21 protein-coding genes and 24 tRNA genes are annotated in these 25046 nt (G+C 35.4%); 42 read left to right on the plus strand and 3 right to left on the minus strand.

Annotated features, from left to right (window positions below; genetic code table 11):
• Positions 1-49 precede the first annotated feature (49 nt).
• The 35 genes from KM149_RS04645 to KM149_RS04815 all read left to right on the plus strand — a co-directional run bounded on the left by KM149_RS04645 (position 50) and on the right by KM149_RS04815 (position 15191).
• Positions 50-125 (plus strand) — tRNA-Val (locus tag KM149_RS04645).
• 17 nt (positions 126-142) lie between these two features.
• Positions 143-218, plus strand: a tRNA-Thr gene (locus tag KM149_RS04650).
• A 4-nt stretch (positions 219-222) separates the two neighbouring features.
• A tRNA-Lys gene (locus KM149_RS04655) sits at positions 223-298 on the plus strand.
• A 3-nt stretch (positions 299-301) separates the two neighbouring features.
• A tRNA-Leu gene (locus tag KM149_RS04660) sits at positions 302-383 on the plus strand.
• 3 nt (positions 384-386) lie between these two features.
• Positions 387-461: transfer RNA gene (locus tag KM149_RS04665), tRNA-Gly, on the plus strand.
• 7 nt (positions 462-468) lie between these two features.
• Positions 469-557, plus strand: a tRNA-Leu gene (locus KM149_RS04670).
• A gap of 12 nt (positions 558-569) precedes the next feature.
• Positions 570-643 (plus strand) — tRNA-Arg (locus tag KM149_RS04675).
• Between the two features lie 12 nt (positions 644-655).
• Positions 656-729 (plus strand) — tRNA-Pro (locus KM149_RS04680).
• An 18-nt stretch (positions 730-747) separates the two neighbouring features.
• Positions 748-823 (plus strand) — tRNA-Ala (locus KM149_RS04685).
• A 32-nt stretch (positions 824-855) separates the two neighbouring features.
• Positions 856-929, plus strand: a tRNA-Met gene (locus tag KM149_RS04690).
• A gap of 23 nt (positions 930-952) precedes the next feature.
• Positions 953-1026, plus strand: a tRNA-Ile gene (locus tag KM149_RS04695).
• Between the two features lie 8 nt (positions 1027-1034).
• Positions 1035-1127: transfer RNA gene (locus KM149_RS04700), tRNA-Ser, on the plus strand.
• Positions 1128-1143: 16 nt separating this feature from the next.
• Positions 1144-1217: transfer RNA gene (locus KM149_RS04705), tRNA-Met, on the plus strand.
• An 11-nt stretch (positions 1218-1228) separates the two neighbouring features.
• A tRNA-Asp gene (locus KM149_RS04710) sits at positions 1229-1305 on the plus strand.
• Positions 1306-1315: 10 nt separating this feature from the next.
• Positions 1316-1388: transfer RNA gene (locus tag KM149_RS04715), tRNA-Phe, on the plus strand.
• A gap of 6 nt (positions 1389-1394) precedes the next feature.
• Positions 1395-1467: transfer RNA gene (locus KM149_RS04720), tRNA-Thr, on the plus strand.
• 9 nt (positions 1468-1476) lie between these two features.
• Positions 1477-1560, plus strand: a tRNA-Tyr gene (locus KM149_RS04725).
• Positions 1561-1567: 7 nt separating this feature from the next.
• Positions 1568-1641: transfer RNA gene (locus tag KM149_RS04730), tRNA-Trp, on the plus strand.
• Between the two features lie 2 nt (positions 1642-1643).
• Positions 1644-1716 (plus strand) — tRNA-His (locus tag KM149_RS04735).
• Between the two features lie 16 nt (positions 1717-1732).
• Positions 1733-1804: transfer RNA gene (locus KM149_RS04740), tRNA-Gln, on the plus strand.
• Between the two features lie 8 nt (positions 1805-1812).
• Positions 1813-1887: transfer RNA gene (locus tag KM149_RS04745), tRNA-Cys, on the plus strand.
• Positions 1888-1901: 14 nt separating this feature from the next.
• A tRNA-Gly gene (locus KM149_RS04750) sits at positions 1902-1976 on the plus strand.
• 27 nt (positions 1977-2003) lie between these two features.
• Positions 2004-2077: transfer RNA gene (locus tag KM149_RS04755), tRNA-Gly, on the plus strand.
• A gap of 35 nt (positions 2078-2112) precedes the next feature.
• Positions 2113-2196 (plus strand) — tRNA-Leu (locus tag KM149_RS04760).
• 774 nt (positions 2197-2970) lie between these two features.
• Positions 2971-4032 (plus strand): PTS sugar transporter subunit IIC, encoded by a 1062-nt coding sequence (locus tag KM149_RS04765; RefSeq protein WP_182280816.1) that lies wholly within the window; start codon positions 2971-2973, stop codon positions 4030-4032.
• A gap of 327 nt (positions 4033-4359) precedes the next feature.
• On the plus strand, positions 4360-5820 hold the full coding sequence (locus tag KM149_RS04770; RefSeq protein WP_214972337.1) for an ABC transporter substrate-binding protein/permease: 1461 nt from the start codon (positions 4360-4362) through the stop codon (positions 5818-5820).
• Complete coding sequence (locus KM149_RS04775) at positions 5813-6541, plus strand: amino acid ABC transporter ATP-binding protein (RefSeq protein ID WP_182280814.1); 729 nt, start codon at positions 5813-5815, stop codon at positions 6539-6541. The genes KM149_RS04770 and KM149_RS04775 overlap by 8 nt, the downstream gene beginning before the upstream one ends.
• 175 nt (positions 6542-6716) lie before the next feature.
• Positions 6717-7847, plus strand: a complete 1131-nt coding sequence (gene queG, locus KM149_RS04780; protein ID WP_182280813.1) for a tRNA epoxyqueuosine(34) reductase QueG — start codon at positions 6717-6719, stop codon at positions 7845-7847.
• Positions 7847-8317: a tRNA (uridine(34)/cytosine(34)/5-carboxymethylaminomethyluridine(34)-2'-O)-methyltransferase TrmL gene (trmL, locus tag KM149_RS04785; RefSeq protein WP_060829695.1), complete on the plus strand. Its 471-nt coding sequence runs from the start codon at positions 7847-7849 to the stop codon at positions 8315-8317. The genes queG and trmL overlap by 1 nt, the downstream gene beginning before the upstream one ends.
• A gap of 179 nt (positions 8318-8496) precedes the next feature.
• Positions 8497-9096: a 6-phosphogluconolactonase gene (locus KM149_RS04790; RefSeq protein ID WP_214972331.1), complete on the plus strand. Its 600-nt coding sequence runs from the start codon at positions 8497-8499 to the stop codon at positions 9094-9096.
• Between the two features lie 18 nt (positions 9097-9114).
• Positions 9115-9267 (plus strand): SAS053 family DNA gyrase inhibitor, encoded by a 153-nt coding sequence (locus KM149_RS04795; protein WP_214972328.1) that lies wholly within the window; start codon positions 9115-9117, stop codon positions 9265-9267.
• A gap of 148 nt (positions 9268-9415) precedes the next feature.
• Positions 9416-9841 carry a hypothetical protein gene (locus KM149_RS04800; RefSeq protein ID WP_165546235.1) on the plus strand — a complete coding sequence of 142 codons (426 nt, stop codon included), beginning with the start codon at positions 9416-9418 and terminating at the stop codon, positions 9839-9841.
• 171 nt (positions 9842-10012) lie between these two features.
• On the plus strand, positions 10013-11398 hold the full coding sequence (gene fumC, locus KM149_RS04805) for a class II fumarate hydratase (RefSeq protein ID WP_050330579.1): 1386 nt from the start codon (positions 10013-10015) through the stop codon (positions 11396-11398).
• 20 nt (positions 11399-11418) lie between these two features.
• A complete protein-coding gene (gene ppx, locus KM149_RS04810; RefSeq protein ID WP_182308586.1) occupies positions 11419-12945 on the plus strand; it encodes an exopolyphosphatase in 1527 nt (508 codons plus the stop codon).
• A gap of 83 nt (positions 12946-13028) precedes the next feature.
• On the plus strand, positions 13029-15191 hold the full coding sequence (locus KM149_RS04815) for an RNA degradosome polyphosphate kinase (protein WP_182280810.1): 2163 nt from the start codon (positions 13029-13031) through the stop codon (positions 15189-15191).
• Positions 15192-15571: 380 nt separating this feature from the next.
• Here the strand turns inward: KM149_RS04815 and KM149_RS04820 are convergent, their stop codons facing one another.
• Positions 15572-16399, minus strand: a complete 828-nt coding sequence (locus tag KM149_RS04820; RefSeq protein WP_214972325.1) for an RluA family pseudouridine synthase — start codon at positions 16397-16399, stop codon at positions 15572-15574.
• A 151-nt stretch (positions 16400-16550) separates the two neighbouring features.
• Here KM149_RS04820 and KM149_RS04825 point away from each other — a divergent pair, with 151 nt between their 5' ends.
• A complete protein-coding gene (locus KM149_RS04825; protein ID WP_050345449.1) occupies positions 16551-17654 on the plus strand; it encodes a GAF domain-containing sensor histidine kinase in 1104 nt (367 codons plus the stop codon).
• Positions 17655-17674: 20 nt separating this feature from the next.
• Positions 17675-18301, plus strand: coding sequence for a response regulator transcription factor (locus KM149_RS04830; protein ID WP_050330584.1), 627 nt, complete (start codon positions 17675-17677; stop codon positions 18299-18301).
• A 165-nt stretch (positions 18302-18466) separates the two neighbouring features.
• On the opposite strand, the gene KM149_RS04835 is transcribed toward KM149_RS04830, so the two are convergent.
• Complete coding sequence (locus KM149_RS04835; RefSeq protein WP_050330585.1) at positions 18467-19336, minus strand: cation diffusion facilitator family transporter; 870 nt, start codon at positions 19334-19336, stop codon at positions 18467-18469.
• Between the two features lie 180 nt (positions 19337-19516).
• Between KM149_RS04835 and KM149_RS04840 the strand changes: the two genes are divergently transcribed.
• Positions 19517-20803: a dicarboxylate/amino acid:cation symporter gene (locus KM149_RS04840; RefSeq protein ID WP_214972322.1), complete on the plus strand. Its 1287-nt coding sequence runs from the start codon at positions 19517-19519 to the stop codon at positions 20801-20803.
• Between the two features lie 233 nt (positions 20804-21036).
• On the opposite strand, the gene KM149_RS04845 is transcribed toward KM149_RS04840, so the two are convergent.
• Positions 21037-21474 (minus strand): hypothetical protein, encoded by a 438-nt coding sequence (locus KM149_RS04845; RefSeq protein ID WP_214972318.1) that lies wholly within the window; start codon positions 21472-21474, stop codon positions 21037-21039.
• Between the two features lie 493 nt (positions 21475-21967).
• Here KM149_RS04845 and KM149_RS04850 point away from each other — a divergent pair, with 493 nt between their 5' ends.
• From KM149_RS04850 to KM149_RS04865, 4 genes are all read left to right on the plus strand, one after another.
• Complete coding sequence (locus tag KM149_RS04850; protein ID WP_214972314.1) at positions 21968-22174, plus strand: DUF6007 family protein; 207 nt, start codon at positions 21968-21970, stop codon at positions 22172-22174.
• A 557-nt stretch (positions 22175-22731) separates the two neighbouring features.
• Positions 22732-23196, plus strand: a complete 465-nt coding sequence (gene xdrA / locus KM149_RS04855; RefSeq protein WP_016425454.1) for an XRE family transcriptional regulator XdrA — start codon at positions 22732-22734, stop codon at positions 23194-23196.
• 285 nt (positions 23197-23481) lie between these two features.
• Entirely contained in the window at positions 23482-24612 is a 1131-nt protein-coding gene (locus KM149_RS04860; RefSeq protein WP_214972303.1) for a DUF445 domain-containing protein, read from the plus strand.
• Between the two features lie 89 nt (positions 24613-24701).
• Positions 24702-25046 carry a YlbF/YmcA family competence regulator gene (locus KM149_RS04865; protein WP_016425452.1) on the plus strand — a complete coding sequence of 115 codons (345 nt, stop codon included), beginning with the start codon at positions 24702-24704 and terminating at the stop codon, positions 25044-25046.

Here is a 25046-nt window from a genome sequence, read left to right on the forward strand (position 1 = left end):
GCTGACGTTCCGCGAGAGTAGGACGGTGCCAGGTTAATTTTACATAACAGGAGAATTAGCTCAGCTGGGAGAGCATCTGCCTTACAAGCAGAGGGTCGGCGGTTCGAACCCGTCATTCTCCACCATTTAATTAAATAGAGTAGCCGGCCTAGCTCAACTGGTAGAGCAACTGACTTGTAATCAGTAGGTTGGGGGTTCAAGTCCTCTGGCCGGCACCATTTAGAGCCATTAGCTCAGTTGGTAGAGCATCTGACTTTTAATCAGAGGGTCAGAGGTTCGAATCCTCTATGGCTCACCATTAGCGGGTGTGGCGGAATTGGCAGACGCACTAGACTTAGGATCTAGCGCCTTACGGCGTGGGGGTTCGACTCCCTTCACCCGCATATGCAGAAGTAGTTCAGCGGTAGAATACAACCTTGCCAAGGTTGGGGTCGCGGGTTCGAATCCCGTCTTCTGCTCCATTGTTTTGCCGGGGTGGCGGAACTGGCAGACGCACAGGACTTAAAATCCTGCGGTGAGAGATCACCGTACCGGTTCGATTCCGGTCCTCGGCACCATTATTGCAATATGCGCCCGTAGCTCAACTGGATAGAGCGTTTGACTACGGATCAAAAGGTTATGGGTTCGACTCCTATCGGGCGCGCTACATACCTTCCGGGAAGTAGCTCAGCTTGGTAGAGCACTTGGTTTGGGACCAAGGGGTCGCAGGTTCAAATCCTGTCTTCCCGATTTATCATCATTTATTATGGGGGCTTAGCTCAGCTGGGAGAGCGCCTGCTTTGCACGCAGGAGGTCAGCGGTTCGATCCCGCTAGTCTCCACCATATTTTAATTCAATATTGTAACAACTATATACGGCGGCGTAGCTCAGCTGGCTAGAGCGTACGGTTCATACCCGTGAGGTCGGGGGTTCGATCCCCTCCGCCGCCACTAATCTTAGTTGAATATTATTAGGACCTTTAGCTCAGTTGGTTAGAGCTAACGGCTCATAACCGTTCGGTCGCAGGTTCGAGTCCTGCAAGGTCCATATAATTAGGAGGAATACCCAAGTCTGGCTGAAGGGATCGGTCTTGAAAACCGACAGGGGCTTAACGGCTCGCGGGGGTTCGAATCCCTCTTCCTCCGCCATTATAAATATTATTACCGCGGGATGGAGCAGTTCGGTAGCTCGTCGGGCTCATAACCCGAAGGTCGGTGGTTCAAATCCGCCTCCCGCAATTATTTTTAAAGGTCCCGTAGTGGAGCGGTTTAACACGCCTGCCTGTCACGCAGGAGATCGCGGGTTCGATTCCCGTCGGGACCGCCATTTGTAATATGGTTCAGTAGCTCAGTCGGTAGAGCAAAGGACTGAAAATCCTTGTGTCGGCGGTTCGATTCCGTCCTGAACCACTTTTTGCCGGCCTAGCTCAATTGGTAGAGCAACTGACTTGTAATCAGTAGGTTGGGGGTTCAAGTCCTCTGGCCGGCATTATGTCTTGGAGGGGTAGCGAAGTGGCTAAACGCGGCGGACTGTAAATCCGCTCCTTCGGGTTCGGCAGTTCGAATCTGCCCCCCTCCACCATATCAATAGGGGCATAGTTCAACGGTAGAATAGAGGTCTCCAAAACCTTTGATGTGGGTTCGATTCCTACTGCCCCTGCCATGGCGGTTGTGGCGAAGTGGTTAACGCATCGGATTGTGGTTCCGACACTCGTGGGTTCGATTCCCATCAACCGCCCTTTATTTAAAATTAATGGGCTATAGCCAAGCGGTAAGGCAACGGACTTTGACTCCGTCACGCGCTGGTTCGAATCCAGCTAGCCCAGTTACTTTTGGCGGCATAGCCAAGTGGTAAGGCCGAGGTCTGCAAAACCTCTATTCACCGGTTCAAATCCGGTTGCCGCCTCCATTGATATGACATATGCGGGAGTAGTTCAATTTTTAGAACACTTTCCTTCCCGGAAAGAGGTATAGGTGTAAGTCCTATCTTCCGCTCCATTATTTAAAATAACAATTGCATATCATGCGGGAGTAGTTCAATTCTAGAACACTTTCCTTCCCGGAAAGAGGTATAGGTGCAAGTCCTATCTTCCGCTCCATTTTCCAATAGTAGTATTGGATTTTTTTAGATTATGCCGGTGTGGCGGAATTGGCAGACGCGCGGGACTCAAAATCCCGTGTCTTCACAGACGTGTCGGTTCGACCCCGACCACCGGTATCGAATAAAGCCCTTAAACGTTGTATTTAGGGGCTTTTTATATTGCCTGTTTTTAACTGAGAATCCAGTTTAATATCAAACTGATGAAGCTCCTTTATTTGGCTCTCTTAAATAGGATTGATTATCGCAATATAGAGGTTAAGCAGCATCATGTTGCTTAATCTCTTTTTTGGGATGACTTACAGAAAGTTTCATACATAAAATGATGCGTCTGTGAATATATTAAAAGTTTGGTTCTACATTAAAGAAAAAGTTAAGTAAATGGATTTGCTTAACTTCTTTTTGATAACTCTAGTGTGTATCAATACAAAAGCACAGCTCTATAATAAATCGAATTGAAGTTGAATTAGCTTCCTATTCTTTTTTCTTGTTTTTTATACGCTTATTGTAATCACGCTCAGACGATAAAATTAAATTGAATTTGTTTTAGTCTCATTCTCTACATATCTATTGTTAAAGGGAATAAAATAGAATTATACTAGAATTGTAATGATCATTTGAAAATCATTGAGGATAGTTAAATTCATAATGAAATGATTCAAACTATATAGTTATTTTGAAAGGGCACAAATGTGCACTTCATTATGGGTACCGGGTTTATATAATGATAAATTTTAGTAGAGTATTAAACTTTATGAGCTTTATAGTTGATGATGAAATGACTTTTAGAAAATTTATAATACAAAAAATGATTTAAATTCTATGTTTACATATTGTTTCATTTTTTATCTTATATTATGATAAAGCTATTCTTAATAGAGGAGGACACAACAAGTGACTTCAAAAGAAAAAACAAGTAACAAGTCTTTCTTCAGTGTGATTTTAAATGCTGTTGCAGCAGGTGTGGTTATAGCATTATTACCAAATGCATTTTTAGGTGAATTGCTTAATTTTTTTAAAGAAGGTCAGCCCCTCCTTGAGCAACTCCACCAAATTGTGACCGTGATTCAGTCGTTTATGCCATTTATTATTGGTGCACTGGCTGCACATGCGTTTAAATATTCTGGATCAGGTGTTGTATTTACTGGTACTTCAGCAATGATTGGCTCGGGTGTCATTCAATTTAAAGGGAGTCATTTTATTTTACAAGGTGTTGGGGACATTATTAATGTCATGTTGATCGTAATGCTCACTTGTTTCTTATTTAAAGTGTTAGACGGCAAATTTGGCTCACTCGATATGATTATTTTACCTATTATGATTCCTGTATTTTCAGGTATTGTCGGTCTATTAACACTGCCTTATATAAGCCGTATTACAGGTGCTTTAGGTAAAATGATTCAAACTTTTACGGAGCTAAACCCGCTTATAATGAGTATTCTTATTGCAGTAACCTTTGCGTTATTAATGGTGACGCCCATTTCTCTTGTTGCTATAGCGACGGCGGTATCGTTGAGTGGCTTAGCGAGTGGGGCAGGCAATATGGGCATTGTTGCTGCGAGTATGACATTTTTGGTTGGTTCATTGCGTGTGAATAAAGCAGGTGTTCTCGTTGTTCTTATTATTGGTGCTACAAAAATGATGATTCCTGTTTATTTCAAACATCCAATTATTATGATTCCTCTTACAATAAACGGCATCGTTTCAGGACTAATTACCTACCTTATTGGTATTAAAGGAACACCTATGTCTGCGGGATTTGGTTACTCTGGATTTGTAGGTCCGATTAATGCATTTAACCGTATGGATGGAGATCCAACAATGAATATGATTTTACTCCTATTTGGTTATTTTATTGTTCCATTTACGGTCGCGTGGTTTGTTCATCAAGTGTGTAAAAATATTTTACCAGGTTATCGTGATGATATTTATCGTTTTGAGATTCCGAAACAATAAACACTATTCTTTATGGAATACATAAACAAATACATATAGTGCAATATAATTAGAGAGACTGAGTTATCGTCATATAGGACGTAATCTCAGTCTTTTTTACTTTCTATTTTTCTTTACTTTCTTACTGCAATACGATAGTTTTTTGTTCATTTTTTATGAATTTCCCACAATTATCACCCAATTGACTTTTAATAATAAGACGGGAATGTATACAAAAATCACATAAGCTAGTGACCTCACTATAAACTGTGCGTTCTTAAAATTTGTTATTGCATAAACATACGTAAATATGTATAATAATGAATAAATTTAAAAGGAGGTCCTGAGATGAAGTATTTGGGGAAGCTGATTACAGCACTATTTATAGTTGTGTTACTTATATGTCAATCGCCTCTTGTGCACGTATCAAAAGCTGCAAGCGAGGATCAATGGCAAGTCATTAAAAAAAGAGGTGTTTTGAAGGTTGGACTTTCAGCAGATTATGCACCAATGGAATTTGAAAGAACAGTTCATGGTGAGAGGGAATATGCAGGTATCGATATTGAACTTGCGAAAAAAATTGCCAAGGATAATGGTGTTAAATTGAAAATTGTGAATATGCAATTTGATAGTTTATTAGGGGCTATAAAAACAGGAAAAATCGACATGATTATTTCGGGTATGACGCCGACGGATGAGCGTAAAAAAGAAGTTGATTTTTCAGATAACTACATGACTGTTCAGCAAAAAGTAGTTATTCGTAAAAAGGATAAAGCACATTATCAAACTTTGGATGATTTAAAAGGGAAGAGAATTGGAGTCCAAAAACAAACGACGCAAGAAGAGTTAGCAAAAAATGAAATTGAAGATGCCGATATTCAATCTTTAACACGATTACCAGAAGTTATTTTATCATTAAAGAGTAATAAAGTAGATGCAATTGTTATGGACAGTGCTGTCGGCAAAGCTTATTTAACACAAAATGATGACCTTACTTTTTCTAACGCATCATTTGCGGATTCTGACAAACCTACAGCTATTGCGATACCTAAACATTCTCCGGAGTTAATGGATAAGGTTAATCAAACAATTGCAGATGTAAAAGATCAACATCTAATGCCAAAATACGAGAAAATAGCTGCGGATGCGATGCAAAATGATGGTAACTTTTTTTCTAAATACGGTACATTTTTTGTAACTGGTTTAAAAAGTACAATTTTGATTTCAATCATCGGTGTAATCTTAGGGGCAGTTTTAGGCGCAATCATTGCATTAATGAAAATTAGTTCAATCAAGCCATTAAAATGGATTGCTTCTTTTTACATTGAGTTTTTACGGGGAACCCCTTTACTTGTACAAGTATTTTTAGTGTTTTTCGGTACGACTGCAGTTTTGGGTCTCGATATTTCCGCTTTTATATGTGGTGCCGTAGCTTTAGTCATAAATTGTTCTGCTTATATTGCAGAAATTATACGTGCTGGTATTAATGCTGTTGATAAAGGTCAAACGGAAGCGGCGAGAAGTTTAGGTTTGAGTTACGCTCAAACGATGAAAACAGTGATTATGCCACAAGCGATTAAAAATATTCTACCTGCTTTAGGGAATGAATTTGTAACTGTAATCAAAGAATCATCAATCGTATCCGTTATTGGTGTTAGTGAAATTATGTTCAATGCACAAGTGGTACAAGGTGCCTCATTTGATCCATTTACACCGTTACTCATTGCAGCTGTATTATATTTTGTATTAACGTTCACACTTTCACGTTTGATGTATTTTGTTGAAGGGAGAATGAGAGTCAGTGATTAAAATTAAACAATTAAATAAAACGTTTGGAAACAATGAAGTTTTAGCACAGATCGATATGGAGGTTCATAAGGGGGAAGTCGTTGCTATTATCGGGCCCTCTGGTAGTGGTAAAAGTACTTTATTACGCTGTATGAATTTATTAGAAGTTCCTACAAAAGGAAGTGTCATTTTTGAAGGAAGAGATTTAACGGAAAAAGGGACGAAAGTTGATGAACTACGTCAAAAAATGGGAATGGTTTTCCAAAATTTTAATTTATTCCCGCATAAGAAAGTAATTGATAATATTATTTTAGCCCCAAGTTTATTGAAAAAAAGCGACAAAGCATTTTTAAAGGCCCATGCGCTCGATTTATTAGACAAAGTTGGTCTTAAAGATAAAGCTGAGGCCTATCCGAATCAATTGTCTGGCGGACAGAAGCAAAGGGTTGCGATTGCACGTGCACTTGCTATGAATCCTGATGTTTTATTGTTTGATGAACCTACATCAGCGCTTGATCCCGAAGTTGTCGGGGAAGTGTTGGCTGTAATGAAATCTTTAGCAAAAGAAGGGATGACTATGGTGGTTGTAACACACGAAATGGACTTTGCCAAAAACGTGAGTGATCGTGTGATATTCATGGCGGATGGCCATATTGTTGAAGATGGACCTTCTCATGAAGTTTTTGAAAATCCGCAACATCAACGGACGCAAAACTTTTTAAAACGTGTATTAGTTAAATAATGATGTATAAATAATTTGAATGGCGTAAGCAATGACAATAACCTAACAATGGGTGAGTATGCACGCCATTCTTTATTATTTTGTGCTTATTCGAATAAAAAGAACTTGAATGAATTACAACGCAGGTCTAGAAAGATATGTTAAAATAGTGTGGTGACTTTTAAGGGGTGAGTTTATGGATGTCTTACAATTAAAAGAAGAAATAATAGAATATGCCTACAGTATAGGTATTAATCGTATCGGTTTTACGACAGCTGATCCGTTTGATGAGTTGAAGCAAAAATTAGTGGATTACCATGCGAAAGGGTATGCATCTGGATTTGAAGAATCAGATATCGCTTTAAGAACAGAGCCTAAGTTATCATTACCCACAGCAAAATCTATTATTGCCATCTCAGTAGGATATCCAAACAAACTAAAAAATGCGCCTAAAAGTATTCGCGGAGACCGACGTGGTATGTTTGCGCGGGCCTCTTGGGGACAAGATTATCATACCATTATGCGAAAGCGTTTAGATAAGTTAGCCACATTTATCCAAGCTAAAGTGCCCGATGCAGAAATGATGTCTATGGTAGATACGGGTGTTTTATCTGATAGAGCTGTTGCTGAACGTGCAGGATTAGGATTTGTAGGTAGAAATGGTTTTGTGATTCATCCCGATTTAGGAACGTGGACCTATTTAGGTGAAATGTTAGTGAATATCCCATTTCCTCCTGATGATCCAATCATGGAGAGTTGTGGCGATTGTACAATATGTGTCGATCGTTGTCCAACTGGCGCACTTGTTGGTGATGGTCAATTAAACAGTCAAAAATGTATTAGTTTTTTAACACAAACGAAAGGCTATTTGCCCGATGAATATCGTTATAAAATTGGAAATCGTTTATACGGCTGTGACACTTGTCAGCAGGTTTGCCCTAAAAATAGAGGGATTAATATTGAGCAAGATGATATTATATTAGAACCAGAAATTTTAAAACCAAGATTAGTACCGTTATTGAAAATGAATAATAAAACATTTAAAAATACGTTTGGTCATCTTGCAGGTGCTTGGCGTGGCAAAAAACCTATCCAACGTAATGCCATTATAGCATTAGCACATTTTAAAGAAGAGGATGCGATTCCAGATTTAAAAGAGGTCGCAGAAAATGATCCGAGACCGCTTATTCGAGCAACTGCTTTTTGGGCGATTGGTCAAATTCAAGGCGATTTAGCCAAATCTTATATTATGGCACACTATGAAAATGAAGATGAAGAAGTACAAGTTGAAATGTTAAAAGGCTTAGAAATGAGGAGAGATGGATAATGTCAATTCATGTCGTATTATACCAACCAGAAATACCTGCAAATACAGGAAATATTGCACGTACATGTGCAGCAACAGATACAAAATTACACTTAATTCGACCATTAGGTTTTAGCACAGATGACAAAATGTTAAAACGTGCAGGTTTAGATTATTGGAAATATGTTTCAATTACATATTATGATAATATTGAATCATTTTTCGAACAAACAGCGGGGCAGTATTTCTTACTCACTAAATTTGGTTCGAAAAATCATACCTCACAAGATTTTTCAGATCCTAATGAGGATTATTATTTCATATTTGGAAAAGAAACAACGGGCTTACCGGATTGGGTCAAAGAAAAATATGAAAGTACAGCTTTACGTATTCCGATGAATGAAAATGTCCGTGCACTGAATCTATCGAATACAGCTGCTATTTTAGTATATGAGGCATTGAGACAACAAAATTATCCGAATTTACAATAGTTCTGTCAATCAACATGATAAGACAGCTATCACAAGAATTTAATTACTAAAAAGGTTATAATTGAAAGTGAACATGAGTCAGCATAATGCCTAATGAATGATGTTTTAATATATTGATAAAATGGGTATGTAGGTATTAATGTTATAGACTAGTAAGGACAATAGAGGAGTGTAAGATAATGGCAATGAATTTTAAAGTATTTAAAGATGCAGAAACAGTGGCAACATATACAGCAGATATCTTAAGAAAACAGCTTAATAATAATCCTACCTCAATTGTAGGTGTCCATTTAAATGAAGACCAAGCGCCAGTTTTAGATTATTTAAAACAAGATGTTGATCATCATAGTGTCGACTTTAGTCAAATTCATATCTTGGACTATGATAAGCAAGCGTCATTTTTTAAATCATTAGGCGTACCAGAGAAACAAGTGCACGAAGTTCCAGATGATGACAATGTAGAATCATTTATTGCGCATCATGCTAAAACGAAAGATAATAAAGGGAAATTAACGTTACAAATATTAACTATTGATGAAAACGGACAAATTGGGTTACCAATGAATGATGCCGTAATGCCAGCGCGTGAAATCATTGTTGTAGTCACAGGCTCAAATAAAGCGGCACAAGTTCAAAAATTATATGAAGAAAATGGTAATACGAGCTTTATACCGTCAACATTAAAAACACATCGTATGGTGACTATTGTCCTTGATGAAGCGGCTGCACAAGGTTTACCAGATGATGTTAGAGCCTATTTTACTTCATTATATGCATAAATTAGAGGTGGCAATTTAATGAAAGAAGATCGAAAACAATATGAAAATGAAATGGTAGAAGGTTTTGATGATGTCGTTGAATTGGGCAAAGAGATGGAACAAATCTCAGAAAAAAATGATCAAGATAAATTAAATCAAGATCATGATGCTGATATTCGATCAGATAAGTAATCTTTTAATCAAATTTACACATATTGTCTTTATAAGATGGAAAACAGGGCGAAAGTTGATTGTAAACTTTCGCCTTGTTTTGTCGTTGAGCTGTAATAAAATATGATAAAATAAGGGCGTCTATAGAAAAATTTGAAAGGTGACATACATGAAATTATATCGTAAATGGGGATTGCTACTCATATTATCAACAATCATTAATCTATTGTCTATTAAAGCATTTCCACTTGCTTTAGGAACTTTATATTTACCTGTGTTGTTCAAAGTTGTTCAACTCCAACTCAATCTATCCGATGGTCTTATTGATGACCGCGCTGCCAGTGCGCAAACTTTTGTAAGAGCAAATCAAAAAGGTATTGTTATTAGTGTGATTTGCTGTATTGCGATTACTGTGGCATTGACGCTATATCTTGCTGACTTTTATCAACAATTACAAGGTTTTTGGGGGCTATTAATCGACCTTAGTCCAATAACAATGGTGGTTGGATTGATTTTATATTTATTATCTGCAATTGCTATTGTTCAAGCTGTAAAAATTAAATTTCTTAATCATAATAAAGAAGACAAGGCATAAGCCTTACTTATTTCGTCATCCTTAAAAAAGTAGTCTGTTACGCGTTAATTCTATTAAACGCTGCGCAAACTACTTTTTTGTTTTATCTTAGAAACAGAATTGAATGGGCATTTCAATTAATGCTATAATTTAATTGAAGAATAACATTCTAATTAAAGGGGAGCGAGATCAATGTCAGTAAGAATTGAACACGATACATTTGGTGAAATTGAAGTGCCAGCAGATAAATATTGGGGTGCGCAAACACAACGTAGTAAGCAAAATTTTCCAGTAGGTAAAGAGAAGATGCCTATCGAAGTGATATATGGTTTTGCACAATTAAAACGTGCAGCGGCACTTGCAAACCATGAATTAGGAAAACTCAGTGATGCTAAAAAAGATGCCATTATTTATGCTTGTGAACGTATATTAAAGGGTGAGTTAGATGAACATTTCCCATTAGTAGTATGGCAGACAGGAAGCGGCACGCAAAGCAATATGAATGTTAACGAAGTCGTAAGCCACGTTGCAAATGAATATTTAGCGTCTAAAGGCATCGATGAAAAAATACATCCTAATGATGATGTGAACAAATCTCAAAGTTCTAACGATACTTTTCCAACTGCCATGCATGTTGCTTTATATCATCAAGTAGAGACGCAATTAGAACCAGCAATAAAGCGCTTAAGAGATACTTTCTATCAAAAAGAACAAGCATTTAAAGATATTATTAAAATCGGACGTACCCACTTACAAGATGCTACACCTATTACACTCGGTCAAGAAGTGAGTGGATGGCGCTATATGTTAGAGGTATGTGACAATTTATTAGCAGAATCTAAAAAACATATTCTCAATTTAGCGATTGGTGGTACTGCAGTTGGTACAGGTATTAATGCACATCCAGAATTCGGTAATAAAGTAGCCGCTTATATTTCAGAAAATACAGGCTATTCGTTTGTTTCTTCTGAAAATAAATTCCATGCTTTAACAGCACACGATGAAGTTGTTCAATTGCACGGTACACTTAAAGCCTTAGCTGCTGATTTAATGAAAATTGCCAACGACATTAGATGGTTAGCTTCAGGCCCACGTGCAGGATTAGCAGAGATTTCTATTCCTGAAAATGAACCAGGCTCTTCCATTATGCCGGGTAAAGTTAATCCAACACAATGTGAAATGTTGACTATGGTGGCTGTTCAAGTCATGGGTAATGATACTGTAGTAGGTATTTCAAGTTCACAAGGTAACTTTGAACTAAACGTTTTCAAACCTGTGATTTTGCATAATACATTACAATCTATTTATTTATTAGCAGATGGAATGAACACGTTTAATGATAATTGTGCAGTAGGAATTGAACCGATTGAATCACATATTGATGATTATCTTAACCGTTCATTAATGCTTGTAACTGCTTTAAATCCTCATATCGGTTATGAGAATGCAGCAGCCATTGCTAAGAAAGCACATAAAGAAGGTTTGACATTAAAAGAAGCAGCAATTCAATCCGGACATTTAACAGAAGCGCAATTTGATGAATGGATTAAACCCGAAAACATGGTTCATCCTAAATAGTTTGGAGGCATTTTTAAAGCATGGAACGAAACGGTTTAATAGATATTGGTTCGAATACGATTCGCTTGGTTATTTTTCAATATGATGAACGTACAGGGTTAAATGAAATTCAAAACATTAAAACACCTGCAAGGTTAAGTCAATATTTGGACGATGATCAGAATATGACACAAGAAGGTATTGATGTATTGACGACCGCACTGCGCAGTTTTAAAACAGTTGCAGATAAATTTAAAGTTAAACATTTATATCCTATCGCAACTGCAGCAATACGACAATCTAAAAATCAACCTCAAATTTTAAAATCAATTCAAAAAGAGCTGGGTATTAAAGTCATTGTCATTCCTGAAGAGGATGAGGCGTTTTATGGTGCATATGCTGTGACCCATACGACAAGTATTCAAAATGGGATCACAGTTGATATCGGTGGTGGATCTACTGAATTGACATTGTTCGAAGATAAAAATATTAAACAAGCCATCAGTTTTCCGTTTGGGGTTGTTACTTTAATCAGAATGTTTTTTGAAGGCAAGGAGCATAATGATAAAGATGCAATTAAAAAAATGGAGAAGTTTCTGAAAGGTGAATTTGAAAAAGTAGATTGGATTCAAAATAAAGAGGTTAAATTAATCGGTATTGGAGGATCGGCACGTAACTGTGCGCGTGTACATCAAGCAGGACATAATTATCCTATTGCTGGTGTTCATGGTTACACGATGGCACATGAAGATCTGAAAGAAGTTTATCAAAAACTGAAGAAATATACACGTGATGAATTATTAAATTTAGATGGGCTGAGCCGAGATCGTGTCGATATAATATTGCCGGCAGTTGCTGTATTTAACGTGCTTTTTGATATGATTCATGCAAAAGCATTTACTTTCTCTAGAAAAGGTATTCGTGAAGGCTTTATTATGAATCAAATTGCTAAAAAGCATAAAAATGAATTTAATAAAGCTAATGTGCTAAGTGATGCTTTGAGACACCTTGCGAACGAATACAAAATTGAAGAAACAGGTGCACAACAACGCGTTAAACTTGCACAATCATTACTTGATCAACTCTCAGAAGCCAAAAAATTGAACTTTGAGGTATCATCAAAACAAGCTTTTCTTGAAGCGGCATATATTTATTATCTCGGTAAATTTATTGATGCAGATTCAAGCTCACAACATACGTACTATATCATTGCCAATTCAAGTATTAATGGTTTATCTCACAAGGAGCGTGTACGTCTTGCGCTATTAGCAAGCTATAAAAATAAAACGTTGTTAAAAATATATAGTGATGAGACGAAATGGTTTAGTGATGATGAACTTTCTGAGATTCAAACATTGGGTGGTGTGATTAAGTTTACAAATGCTCTTAATATTTCGAATACAAATAGTGTGAGTCGCGTTGAGTTAAAACATAATAAAGACGCTTATGATTTAAATGTTTATTATAAAGGCGAACCCATCGCCGAGTCATACCAAGCCAATCGTCAGAAAAAGCATATTGAAAAAGTGCTTAAAACTAAAATTAATATTGTGTTTACAAAATCTTGAAAAATGACTTTAGATTTTTATGTTACGCTAAGAACATAAACGAAGTGATGTTTCGTAGAAGATTAATGGGGTGAACAAATAAAGTGACTATTGAAAAGGGAAGTTTTGATATTAATCATCCGGAGTATTATAACAATCGTGAAGTGAGCTGGTTAGACTTTAATTATAGAGTATTGCAAGAAGCCTGCGATCATCAGAACCCATTGATAGAGCAACTCAAATTTATTGCCATAGCAAGTTCTAACTTAGATGAATTTTTTATGGTTCGTGTTGCAGGTTTAAAAGATCAAGTTAAAATGGGCTTCGATAAACCTGAAAATAAAACACAGCTCACACCACAAGAGCAACTTAAGGAAATTGAAAAGAAAAATCGTCAGAATGTAAAATTCCAATATGAACGTTTTAATACGCTCGTAGAACAATTAAAAACACACAATATCTATTTTAGTAAACCTGAATCTTTGAGCGAATCGCTTAAAGAAAAATTAGAAAGCATCTTTTTATCAAACATTTTGCCAACACTGACACCGTTGGGAATTGATGCTTATCGGCCGTTTCCAAAATTAAATAATAAAACACTCAATATATTTGTAGATATTGACACAGGTAATGAAATCAATGCAGCGATCGTTCAAATACCGACGCTTCTTAAACGATTTATTACAGTTAATGAAGGCAGCAAACAATATATTGTCTTAGTTGAAGATTTGATTTCTTTTTTCATGGGTCACCTCTTTAAAGGGTATGAAATACTGAATACCTATACTTTTAGAATTACAAGAAATGCGGATTTAACCATTCATGAAGATGGCGCAGAAGATTTACTTATAGAAATCGAGCGCTTTCTAAAAGAACGAAAAAGTGGTGCTGCGGTGAGATTGGAAATAGACAACCGTGAACCGTGTGATATGAATATGGACTGGTTAATCGATACGTTAGAGCTAGAACAGCAAGATGTCTATTACACAGACGGGCCACTCGATTTGACGTTTGTTTTTGAGTTGGTAGATCACTTATCACATAAATTAAAATCATTAACTTATCCGGCTTATACACCACAAATCCCGCAATCACTCGGACGTCATAATATTTATGAATTAGCAATGAAAAGAGATATTTTCTTCCATCATCCATATGAATCATTTGATCCAATTGTTGACTTTATTAAGGAAGCTTCAGAGGACCCTAACACGTTAGCGATTAAACAAACTTTGTATCGTGTAAGTAGTGATTCGCCTATTATCAAAGCGCTTAAACACGCTGCAGAAAATGGAAAGCAAGTGACCGTTCTGGTCGAGCTCAAGGCACGCTTTGATGAAGAAAACAATGTTCATTGGGCAAAAATGTTGGAAGAGGCAGGGTGTCACGTCATGTACGGGATGACGCACCTTAAAACGCATAGTAAAATCACACTTGTTGTCAAAAGAATTAATCATCAGTTAGTTCCGTTTGTTCATCTAGGAACAGGAAACTACAACGATAAAACCGCAAAATTATATACCGATATGGGTATCATTACAACTGATCCTGAAATTGGTGAGGATGCAATGAATTTCTTTAATTATTTAAGTGGTTATTCGGTGAAACCGGACTATCATAAGTTGATTGTGGCGCCTTATGAAATTAGAGATTCTTTTATTGAGCGTATCGATCAAGAAATAGAAAGTCATCGCCAATTTGGCAATGGTAAAATGATGATGAAAATGAACTCTCTAACTGATAAAGCGTTAATTAAAAAATTATTTGAAGCGTCTCAAGCAGGTGTAGAAGTCAAATTAATCATTCGTGGAATTTGTTGCTTGAAACCAGGGATACCTGGCGTTAGTGACAACATAGAAGTTGTCAGCATTGTTGGACGTCTTTTAGAACATTCTCGAATCTATTACTTCTATAATAATGGAGATGAAAAAATTTATCTGTCTTCAGCTGATATGATGACGCGCAATATGATTAAACGGGTTGAAATTTTATTCCCTATATTGAACAAACAAATTGCGAAGCGGTTAGTTGAATTTTTAAATCTTCAATTATCGGATAATCAAAAAGGACGTTATCAAGATGCGCAGGGTGTTTATCATTACATTGAAAATGATTTAGAACCGTTGAACTCACAAGAGTATTTGATGCAAGAAGCAAAAGATTATGGCGTAAAACTTGCTGAATCAAATGTAATTAAAATGGGACAACCTGTAAAATCAAAACGAAATTGGATTAATCGTGTCAAAAATCATTTGAAGCGGAAATAATATACACAAAAGTGAATCTTTAACTTTTCAAAGAAGGGGACAGAAATCATCGTGATTAGGCTGTCCTCTTTTTGTTTACAATGTGCAAAGAGGCTAGGACATAAAATCTTTGGTAACCACACGTTTCGATAAATCGCTACTAAGAATCAAAATAGATGTTTGTAATCATCGTACCAGAAATATTGATAACGAGGCGCATGAGCATACATAACGAGATAAAGATTACAGGCTGTGTACCATTGGATAGGGAAATCATTTCATACGAGCTTTTATCATCAAAATAAAGCGCTAAGATGATTTTTAGTGAAATTCATCTTAGCGCAATTTGTTTTTAGGATTGATGTTCCAGTCTTTTAATGTTTATGTTATAAAATTGAGCGTTATTTAATATCATCCGTTGTGACAGAGATGAGTTGTTGAGTAAATGGGTGTTGGAATTCAATTTGATAACTTTCTAATTGTAATTGTCTTAACTTAGAATCGCTGTACAACGGATCTCCTAAAACAGGATGACCTATTTCAGCAAGGTGAACACGAATTTGATGCGTACGACCAGTATCGAGTTTAAGTTTGACTTCACATACACCTTCTTTGATCATTTGTGATTCTAGAATATGTGTGACTGCACGTTGACCTGTATTCGAAATACGTCTTTTATTCGGATGGAATTTGTCTTTTCCAATCGGCATATCAATTGTTTGTGGTTTAATTGGTAATAAAGCCTTTACTTGGGCTTTATAAATGCGGTGAATTGTATTGTCTTCTAACATACGGTCGAGTATCTTTTTAACAATTGGATGTTTAGCAACGATTAATAGCCCCACTGTTTCTTGGTCAAGCCGATGAATAGGTTCTACGTAGTCACAATTTAAAGTATAGATGATATGATTCATCAAGGTGTTACTTTCTTTCAAGTCATTGGGATGTGTTTTCACACCTTTAGGTTTATATACAATCGCTAAATATTCATCTTCGTAAACAATTTGTGCATAGCGATAACTAGGTAAATATTGACTCTTCACAGGCTCGTCTGGGATTGAGACGACATCTCCCGATGAAACGGTTTGCTGAAATTGTGCGGGTTGACCATTAACAGTAATGGCTTTAGACATATTCAACAAATGGAGTTCTTTTTTAGGTAGTTTTAATGATTTAAAAATGTCTCGGATAGACATTTGATCAAACGATTCAGCAACTGAAAATTTCATAGTATCCTCCTTAATTGTTTCTATCATACCATAAATCAGTATAGTGTTGATGGTTTTTAAAGGGAAAGGGGTATGTGTATAATAAAACTAAATACATATTTTCCGCTCTTATATTTTAAATTTTAAAAAGTGGAAGAGAGGTGTGCACGAAGTGGAAAAGCCAACTCGATTAGCATTATTAAAAGAAATCGCTGAATTTCTCAATGAAGAAACAGAATTACAATCGATGCTTGATGGCGCTTTAGATTTTTTGGTGAAGGGGAGTGATTTCACAACGGGATGGATATTTTTTATTGATGCGGAAGGTTATCATACATTAGAAGCACAACGCTCGCTACCACCAGCACTTACGCATCATCATTGTAAATATATGACAGAAGGTTCATGTTGGTGTGTTCAATCTTATCATAATCAAAAATTGACGAAAGCCTCTAACATTATTAACTGTTCTCGTATTAACTTAGCCAGTCGTGAATTTAGTACAGAAACGGATAATATAACGCATCACGCGACAGTTCCGTTAAGGTCAGGCAATGAGCAATTTGGTTTATTAAATGTTGCGACACCTTTTACAACACATTACAGTGATGAAGATCTAGAACTTTTAGAATCAGTCGCTTTTCAAATTGGTTCAGCGATTAAAAGAATTGACTTGAATAACCAAGAAAAAGAGGCCGCACGTATTAATGAACGTAATCGATTGGCTCGAGATTTACATGACTCAGTGAATCAAATGTTGTTTTCTTTAAAATTAACTGCACATGCAGCAGGGCAAATGTCTGAAGAAGAAACATCTCAACGTGCTTTTGCCCAAATTGAACAGACAAGTCAAAATGCGGTTAATGAGATGAGAGCTTTAATTTGGCAATTAAAACCAGTGGGGTTAGAGCAAGGGATTGTCCACGCACTTAAAAATTATGCGAAACTAATCGATTTAGAAATCGACATTACTGTTCATGGTTTGATTGACTTAGAAAACAAAATTGAGACACATATTTATCGCGTCATTCAAGAAGCAATGAACAATACGAAAAAGCACGCCAATACATCAAAAATTACGGTAGTCCTTAATCAATCTGATGATATGCTAACCGTTGATATTTCGGACGAAGGAAAGGGGTTTGACGTTGCGCGTATCGATGTTTACGATAAGCACGGATTATCGAATATGAGGCAACGTATTAAAATGATAAAAGGAACGATGCATATTGACAGTCGTCAAGGGACATCGATTAAAATTAAGATACCACTTTAACATCAAAGGGAGGCTTTTTTATGCCTAAAATTGCATTAGTTGATGACCATTTTATTGTGCGTCAAGGCTTAGAATTTTTACTATCAACACAAAATGAAATAGAAGTGACCGGTAGTTTTGGAAATGGTCAATCATTATTGGATGCATTAAATGAAAAACAAATTGAGCCCGATCTGGTGTTAGTTGATTTAGTCATGCCTGAGATGAATGGGATTACGTTAATACAACATATTAAAGAAGGGTTTCCACGCATTAAGATTTTGGTTTTAACGAGTTATGTTGATGAAGAGCATGTTATGTCTGCAATGCGTGTTGGCGCTGATGGATATGAAATGAAGGACGTTGAACCCGAAGCATTAATGACATCAATTACACGTGTTTTAAATGGTGAGAAAGTGATTCATGAAGATGCACAACATGTGATGGATGTTGTTATCACAAAGCCTCATATCCTTAATAAATTATCGAAACGAGAAACGGAAGTTTTAAAAGAAATGGCTAAAGGTAAGACGAATAAAGAAATTGCTGAGACATTATTTGTATCTGAAAAAACGATTAAAACACATGTCAGTCATATTTTTTCTAAATTACAAGTCAATGACCGCACGCAAGCGGCCATTTATGCTATGGAAAACAACCTCATTTAAACCGATCGAGTAAAATTTGAAGAAATAATTATATTTTTGTGTTAATCGATGGTCATAGCGACTATTTTTTCACAAAATTAACGTCACAATGTATGCATTCCAAAAATTGTCTTTTGGTACATATATTGTGACGTTATTTAATGTATAGATTTAAATCTGATATATTTAGTGCAAATACGGCTCAATATGCACAATTGTTTCGACTTCGCCTAATTGTTGTTGTAACTTAGTTTCAATATGATCTGATATTTGATGACTTTCAATGACATTTAGTTCGGGTTCCACGGCAATGGTCACATCAATGAATGACATCACTCCGTGACTACGAGCTTTAATATCTCTAATTTCTTTAATTCCAGGGATAGACGAAATGATTTGCTCGATATGCTCGAGTTCATCGACGTCGTACCCGTCTGTTAAGGTTATGGCTGTTTCTTTAAAGATGTCGATACTTGTCTTCATGATTAATAATCCAATAACGATTGCAGCCAGTGTATCTAACATGGGAATTCCGATATATACACCTAGAATCCCTATAACAGTCCCTATTGAAACTAAAGCATCTGATAAATTATCATAACTCGCTGCTTTAAGGGCATTGCTTTTGACTTTTTTTGCTAAGTTACGATTATAGAGGAAAACAGCAAACATAAGAAAACTTGAAATTACACCTACAATCAAAGCTGATTGACTCGGCTGATGAAATTGACCTTGATAAAAATGTTTTACACCAGTAATAATCACTTGAATACTCACAGCAAACATAATAAAGGATGCGATTAAAGAAGCGATAAATTCTGATCGATAATGCCCATAAGGATGGTTTTTATCTACTGGTTTCATAGATATATGCAGAGCGATAAGGATGGCAATTGAACTAATGACATCTGTTGCATTATTTATCCCATCCGCTGTTAAACCGCGACTATCTGCGAGCCAACCGTATGTGACTTTTAATAAAGTTAATATAGTATATGTGACGATGCTTAAGGTTGCGCCTTTTTTTGCTTGGGAAATCCTGTTTTCTACTTGCAACAACAACACCTCTATTAAAATTGTCATCAATGAATTAATATTGAATCATAATAAAAATCATTCTCAATGTTTCTATTATCCTATGAATAGTAAGATAAATCTAGTCATTTAAAAAATGATTGCTATATTGCCAATTTTCAGATTATAATATTGTAAAAAGTAATAAGGGTGATGGCTATCATGAAATTTAAAGGGCTTACAGTCAAGATTATTGTTGCATTAGTATTAGGGATTACGATAGGCTCAATTTTTAATTTTTACGAAGGGGCAAAATTTGTATCTTTTACAGATCAATATATTTTTAATGTAATTGGTCAAGTGTTTTTAAACTTAATTTTTATGCTTGTTGTACCGGTTGTTTTTGTTTCGATTGTGCTCGGTGTCATTGGTGTAGGGGATCCAAAATTGTTAGGCGGTATTGGTTTGAAAACGCTCGTATTTTTCTTAACGACGACTGCACTCGCAATCACTTTAGCAATGTGTTTAGCACTTATAGTTAAGCCAGGTGCAGGACATTCAGATTTGTTGAAAAGTAAAGAAGTAACAGCTTATCAGAAAAAGTTAGAAGGTCAAAAATCTGCTGCGGATTCTCCAGTGAATCAAACATTTGATCAAACGGTCATTAATTTCTTCCCTAAAAATCCGTTAGAAGCGATGAGTGGTGGAAATATGCTTCAAATTATCACTTTTGCAATCTTTATTGGTATCGGAATTATGATGGTAGGCGAAAAAGGGCGAATCGTACATCAATTTTTTGAGCAATTTAATAATGTGCTGATGTATATTATTACAATGATTATGAATGTATTTGCGCCAATCGGGACGTTTGGCTTAGTTGCACATGCATTTACAGGTGCAGGTTTTGGCGCGATTAAACAATTAGGTCTTTATTTTATTGTTGTATTAGGTGCCTTAGTCATCCATTTCTTTGTCGTTTATGGTGGTGCAGTGAAATTTTTAGCAAAACGGAGTCCCATTGCGTTTTTTAAAGGTTTCTTTCCAGCTATTACTGTCGGATTTGGAGGTTCGAGTTCGAATGCTGCACTTCCAGTTTCTATGGAATGTACGAAAAAAATGGGAGTTCGACCTGAAATTGCTTCTTTTGTTCAGCCTTTAGGGGCAACAATAAATATGGACGGTACTGCAATCATGCAAGGGGTAGCAACGATTTTTATCGCACAATTAATGGGGGCGGATTTAACATTGTTACAATTAATTACAGTCGTAGCAGTCGCTGTTATCGCTTCGATAGGTACAGCAGGGGTACCGGGTGTTGGATTGATTATGTTGGCGATGGTGTTAACAGCAGTTGGTTTAAATCCAGCAGCCATTGGTATTATTTTAGGCATCGATCGTTTACTCGATATGTCTCGTACGGCTGTTAACATTACAGGTGATGCAGCTTGTGCTTTAATATTATCTGAAAGAGAAGGTAAAAAGTTGAAAGGGCATATGCATGTCGAGTAATTCAATACTCTCAGAACGCATATAAATAATGAAGGAGGGCACGTGTTCTATCAAAACGGTTAGTGAAAAAGCACTAACCGTTGCTTTTATAATAGAGCATTATGATATACACTGTTTTTAAATGTCCCAATTTTTAGCGATAAGCAAAGCTAGTAAACAGGATTAAATCGTAACAAATAGAGATGATATTGAAAGAAATATATTACTTGCGTGCGTGACCAAATGAGCTAAGACTAACCATTCAAAAATGATGTGTGTGATTCGATTGATGCTATTTCATTGATGAACTGCTTAAATGATGATTGCGCTACATTGAGCCTTACGGATATGCCTGATTCAGTCGCAATATTATGCATTCTTACACCTGAATCTAAGTTGACGTATACACAAAATTCGTCCTTTTCAACTTCTATGACTGTCAATGAAATATCGGGCTCTAAGAAATAGAGCTTAGTTATAGGTGGTGTAAATTCAAGGTCTTTCAAATGTTGAATTTCATCATTGAAAATGGCTAATTCTGTTTTGATTTGTTGATTTTCAAACTGGGTCATGACCTCAAAGTAATAAATTTTGAGTCCTTCATCCATGCGTATGTTTTTTAATGTAAATGTTATAGATACGTTACTTTCTTCATAAGCATCGTCTTTTAAAATGATAACTTTAGAATTCATTTTCTCACCTCTTTTTTAGTAGTATTTATGATTTTGTGTGCTAAAACCTTAATAGATTCGGCAATGCACGAACTAAAATAATAAGTGCCTAACATTTCTTTATTGTATTAAAAATTGAAGATAATAGGAATGGACGAATGAAAACTTGACAGGTCAAAGGTATTAAAATCTTGTATCTTTAATGAGATGCTGTCTGAAGTAAAAAAGGAAGCTATAACAAGCACACCGATACGGTCAATTAAGTTTCAATTGATGCTGATATTGTTGTAATTACCACTCATACAGCTAAGCAAGTTCCAAAAACTCAGTAGTATTATCGACTTTTTATTGGTAGCCTCTCTCTTTTTAACATATGATACAATGTGTATAATCCATTGAAAACAGTTGCATTCCTGAATAATCCGATATTGTTCTTTATATGAAATCAAAATTAATATACGTTTGTATAAAAAATGTAAGTTTATTATAAAATGTCGAAAGGAAGTTGAATATTTTGAATCATTTAGACGAAGCTTTAAAAGAATTAGGTTGGTTAGATCTTATTTTTGTTATTCCTATGTTTTTTCTGTTTTCGCATTTACCTAGTGACCATCTTTGGCAACTTATCGTAAACATAATCATTATTACATTTTTTAGTATAGGCCTTTCGATTGTATTTCATTCATTGTTTCATAAATGGATTAAAAAAGATAAATCATAATTTCGAAATACAAGAAAAAACATGATTCATGCATAAAAAAGTGATTTATTGTAAGTTGATTTAAACACAAAAGCATTATTTATTTGAGTTCGTAACACTATTAATCTGTGTTATAATAAAATTCTTAAACACATATTTTCGACATAAGATAAGCAGAGTTAGAGAAATAAAACGGCTGACATTGTATGTTAAATAAAGGTAGTAAAGATACATAGGTATTGAGCATCATTAAGTCTCAATCCATAGCAGTACAAAATAAATTAATAGAAAGAATGCATTTCCAGTAGCATATAAGAAACAAGTTACGCAAGTGTGTATAGTACTAAACAGTATAGATATCAATGTATTCATTTTACCTGAAATAAATGTTATTAAGTTAAAATATATTCGCGATTTGCGTTAATTATGTCATTTTTATGACTTTCAATGTTTTCTAAAAAGATGCTTTTCATTTATCTTATTTTGTATTAATATGTAATTTGTGTTTCAAGAATTGTGTAGAATTGCAATGCTTGTGTGCGGATAAATTTTTATTTAAGAGAGGTAGTAATATAAATATGGATAGACAAAGTTTTACTGATTTAATTCAAACCAAATTTAAGATGGTACGTATCGAAGCGGGGTATACACAAGATACAATGGCTCAAACAATTGGCTTGTCAAAAAAGACACTTGTTCAAATTGAAAAAGAGCGTGTATTACCTAACTGGACGACATGTGTATCCATTTGTGCATTATTTAGAGATTCAGAAGTTTTAAATAGTACTTTCGGTTGTGACCCATTAGAAATTGTTCAAACAATTTCAAGAAACCAAGCTGCATATCCAAAATATTCAACAATTAGCGATATTTATTGGGATACAATTGATACTAAAGGTGGTTTCATCCTTCAATCTAATAAAGTGAGTGAACTTTATCGCGTACTAGATACAGATAAACAACCTGTTTTTGCGACGCCTAAATTGAGAGAAGCTGAGACATACTTCCAACGTAATGTTAAAGAAGATCTTATTCGCGCATAAGATTGAAAATAAATTATAATAATAGAATAAATCATCATTGAATATCTTCCTTCAAAGTATGGACTGAATAGGCATGCTTTGAAGGAATTATTTTTATCCAATATAGGTATTGAAAGGCGTCACTATCATCTCATTAAAAAAGTGTTTGAACTTATAATGATTGAGGATTATGTGTATAATAGCAACTATTAAAGCTTTGACTGCTATATTTCATATTTTATAGATTTTAAAGTTTTAAACGTTCAATAAAAACTATAGATGATGATGAATTAAGGAGAGATGAATATGCAACCGATTTTAGTTGTTGTATTTATGATAATCATAGGTGCGGTGATTGGTGGCGTAACGAATATGATTGCAGTTAAAATGCTTTTTCATCCTTTTCGTGCATATTATATTTTTGGTAAGCGCATTCCTTTTACACCAGGTTTAATCCCAAAAAGAAGAGGAGAAATTGCCGAAAAAATTGGTCAAGTGATAGAAGATCATTTATTAACTGAGGCATTAATTCAAGAGAAATTGGCTACGCCTGAGATAAAAGAAACAATGAACCAAACGGTAAAAGATCAGATTCGCCTTTTGGAACAGGACCATGTGACATTACAACGTTTAGCTGAGCGCTTTGATATTGATATCGTCTCTTCAGGAGAAAGACAGTTAAAACGTATCGTTTATAAATCGTTAAATGAAAAGTATTTAAGTCATCAAAATCAAGGAATGAATCAATGGCTTCCAGACAAGATTGTGCAACAACTAGATAAAAAAGTTGACTCATTAGATGAATTTTTATTAACGAAAGCTAGAGATTACCTTGAATCTGAAAAGGGTTATCACGACATTACTGATATGTTAGAAACATTTTTTGTTGAGAAGGGGAAAATCGTTGGTCTACTCCAAATGTTTATGACACAAGAAGCAATTGCTGAGCGAATACAAAAAGAGTTAATTCGATTAACATATCATCCGAAAGCCAAAAACATATTGGCACAACAATTGAAGATTGAGTATGAGCGTATAAAGGTGTTACCTTTAAAAGAAATCATTCAACCGGAAGCAATGGAGCAGATTCAAATTCAATTGGCTGACTATGTCTTAAAACAAGCAAATATAACAAAACGTGCACATCAGCCACTCAATACACTTGCGCCTGAATTATTTGAAATGTTACATGAAAAAGGTGCAGAACGTATTACAGACATGATAATAGATACATTGTCACGTCGTTTGTCTAAAATTATGAAAAAAGTTAATATACGAGGACTTATTGAAGAGCAAATTAATCGTTTTGATTTAGACTATATTGAACAGCTGATATTTGAAATTGCGAATAAAGAGCTTAAATTAATCATGCTGCTAGGCTTCATTTTAGGTGGAATTATTGGATTTTTCCAAGGTTTAATTGCAATCTTTGTATAACTGTATAAAATGTGGTATCGTAAGCAAGGAAAGAGATTGGAAGAGATAGAATTCAATCTTAAATTACACAACTCAAGGAGCGAATAGAAATGGCTGTAAATTTATATGATTACGCGAACAAATTAGAACAAGCATTACGCGAAAGTGATGAGTATAAAGCGATTAAAGATGCTTATGCTAAAGTTGAAGCTGATGAAAACTCTAAAAAATTGTTTGATGAGTTTCGTGAAACACAATTAAACTTCCAACAAAAACAAATGCAAGGTGAAGAAATTGGTGAGGAAGACTTGCAAAAAGCGCAAGAACAAGCGCAACAAATTGAAAAAGACAGCAACATTTCTGAATTAATGAATGCTGAACAAAAAATGAGCCAAGTTTTCCAAGAAATCAACCAAATCATTGTTAAACCATTGGATGAAATTTACGCAAACTAA

The organism is Staphylococcus coagulans (assembly GCF_022557135.1).
GTDB classification, from domain to species: Bacteria; Bacillota; Bacilli; order Staphylococcales; family Staphylococcaceae; genus Staphylococcus; species Staphylococcus coagulans.

Coding starts and splice junctions, on each gene's coding strand:
- KM149_RS04820 (WP_214972325.1), bottom strand. CDS start 16,399: ATGAAATTTTCAGTTGCTGAATCGTTTGATCAAATGTCTATCCGAGAC.
- KM149_RS04800 (WP_165546235.1), top strand. CDS start 9,416: ATGAAATTATATCGTAAATGGGGATTGCTACTCATATTATCAACAATC.
- KM149_RS04790 (WP_214972331.1), top strand. CDS start 8,497: ATGGCAATGAATTTTAAAGTATTTAAAGATGCAGAAACAGTGGCAACA.
- KM149_RS04840 (WP_214972322.1), top strand. CDS start 19,517: ATGAAATTTAAAGGGCTTACAGTCAAGATTATTGTTGCATTAGTATTA.
- KM149_RS04830 (WP_050330584.1), top strand. CDS start 17,675: ATGCCTAAAATTGCATTAGTTGATGACCATTTTATTGTGCGTCAAGGC.
- KM149_RS04865 (WP_016425452.1), top strand. CDS start 24,702: ATGGCTGTAAATTTATATGATTACGCGAACAAATTAGAACAAGCATTA.
- queG (WP_182280813.1), top strand. CDS start 6,717: ATGGATGTCTTACAATTAAAAGAAGAAATAATAGAATATGCCTACAGT.
- xdrA (WP_016425454.1), top strand. CDS start 22,732: ATGGATAGACAAAGTTTTACTGATTTAATTCAAACCAAATTTAAGATG.
- ppx (WP_182308586.1), top strand. CDS start 11,419: ATGGAACGAAACGGTTTAATAGATATTGGTTCGAATACGATTCGCTTG.
- KM149_RS04845 (WP_214972318.1), bottom strand. CDS start 21,474: ATGAATTCTAAAGTTATCATTTTAAAAGACGATGCTTATGAAGAAAGT.
- fumC (WP_050330579.1), top strand. CDS start 10,013: ATGTCAGTAAGAATTGAACACGATACATTTGGTGAAATTGAAGTGCCA.
- KM149_RS04860 (WP_214972303.1), top strand. CDS start 23,482: ATGCAACCGATTTTAGTTGTTGTATTTATGATAATCATAGGTGCGGTG.
- KM149_RS04770 (WP_214972337.1), top strand. CDS start 4,360: ATGAAGTATTTGGGGAAGCTGATTACAGCACTATTTATAGTTGTGTTA.
- KM149_RS04795 (WP_214972328.1), top strand. CDS start 9,115: ATGAAAGAAGATCGAAAACAATATGAAAATGAAATGGTAGAAGGTTTT.
- trmL (WP_060829695.1), top strand. CDS start 7,847: ATGTCAATTCATGTCGTATTATACCAACCAGAAATACCTGCAAATACA.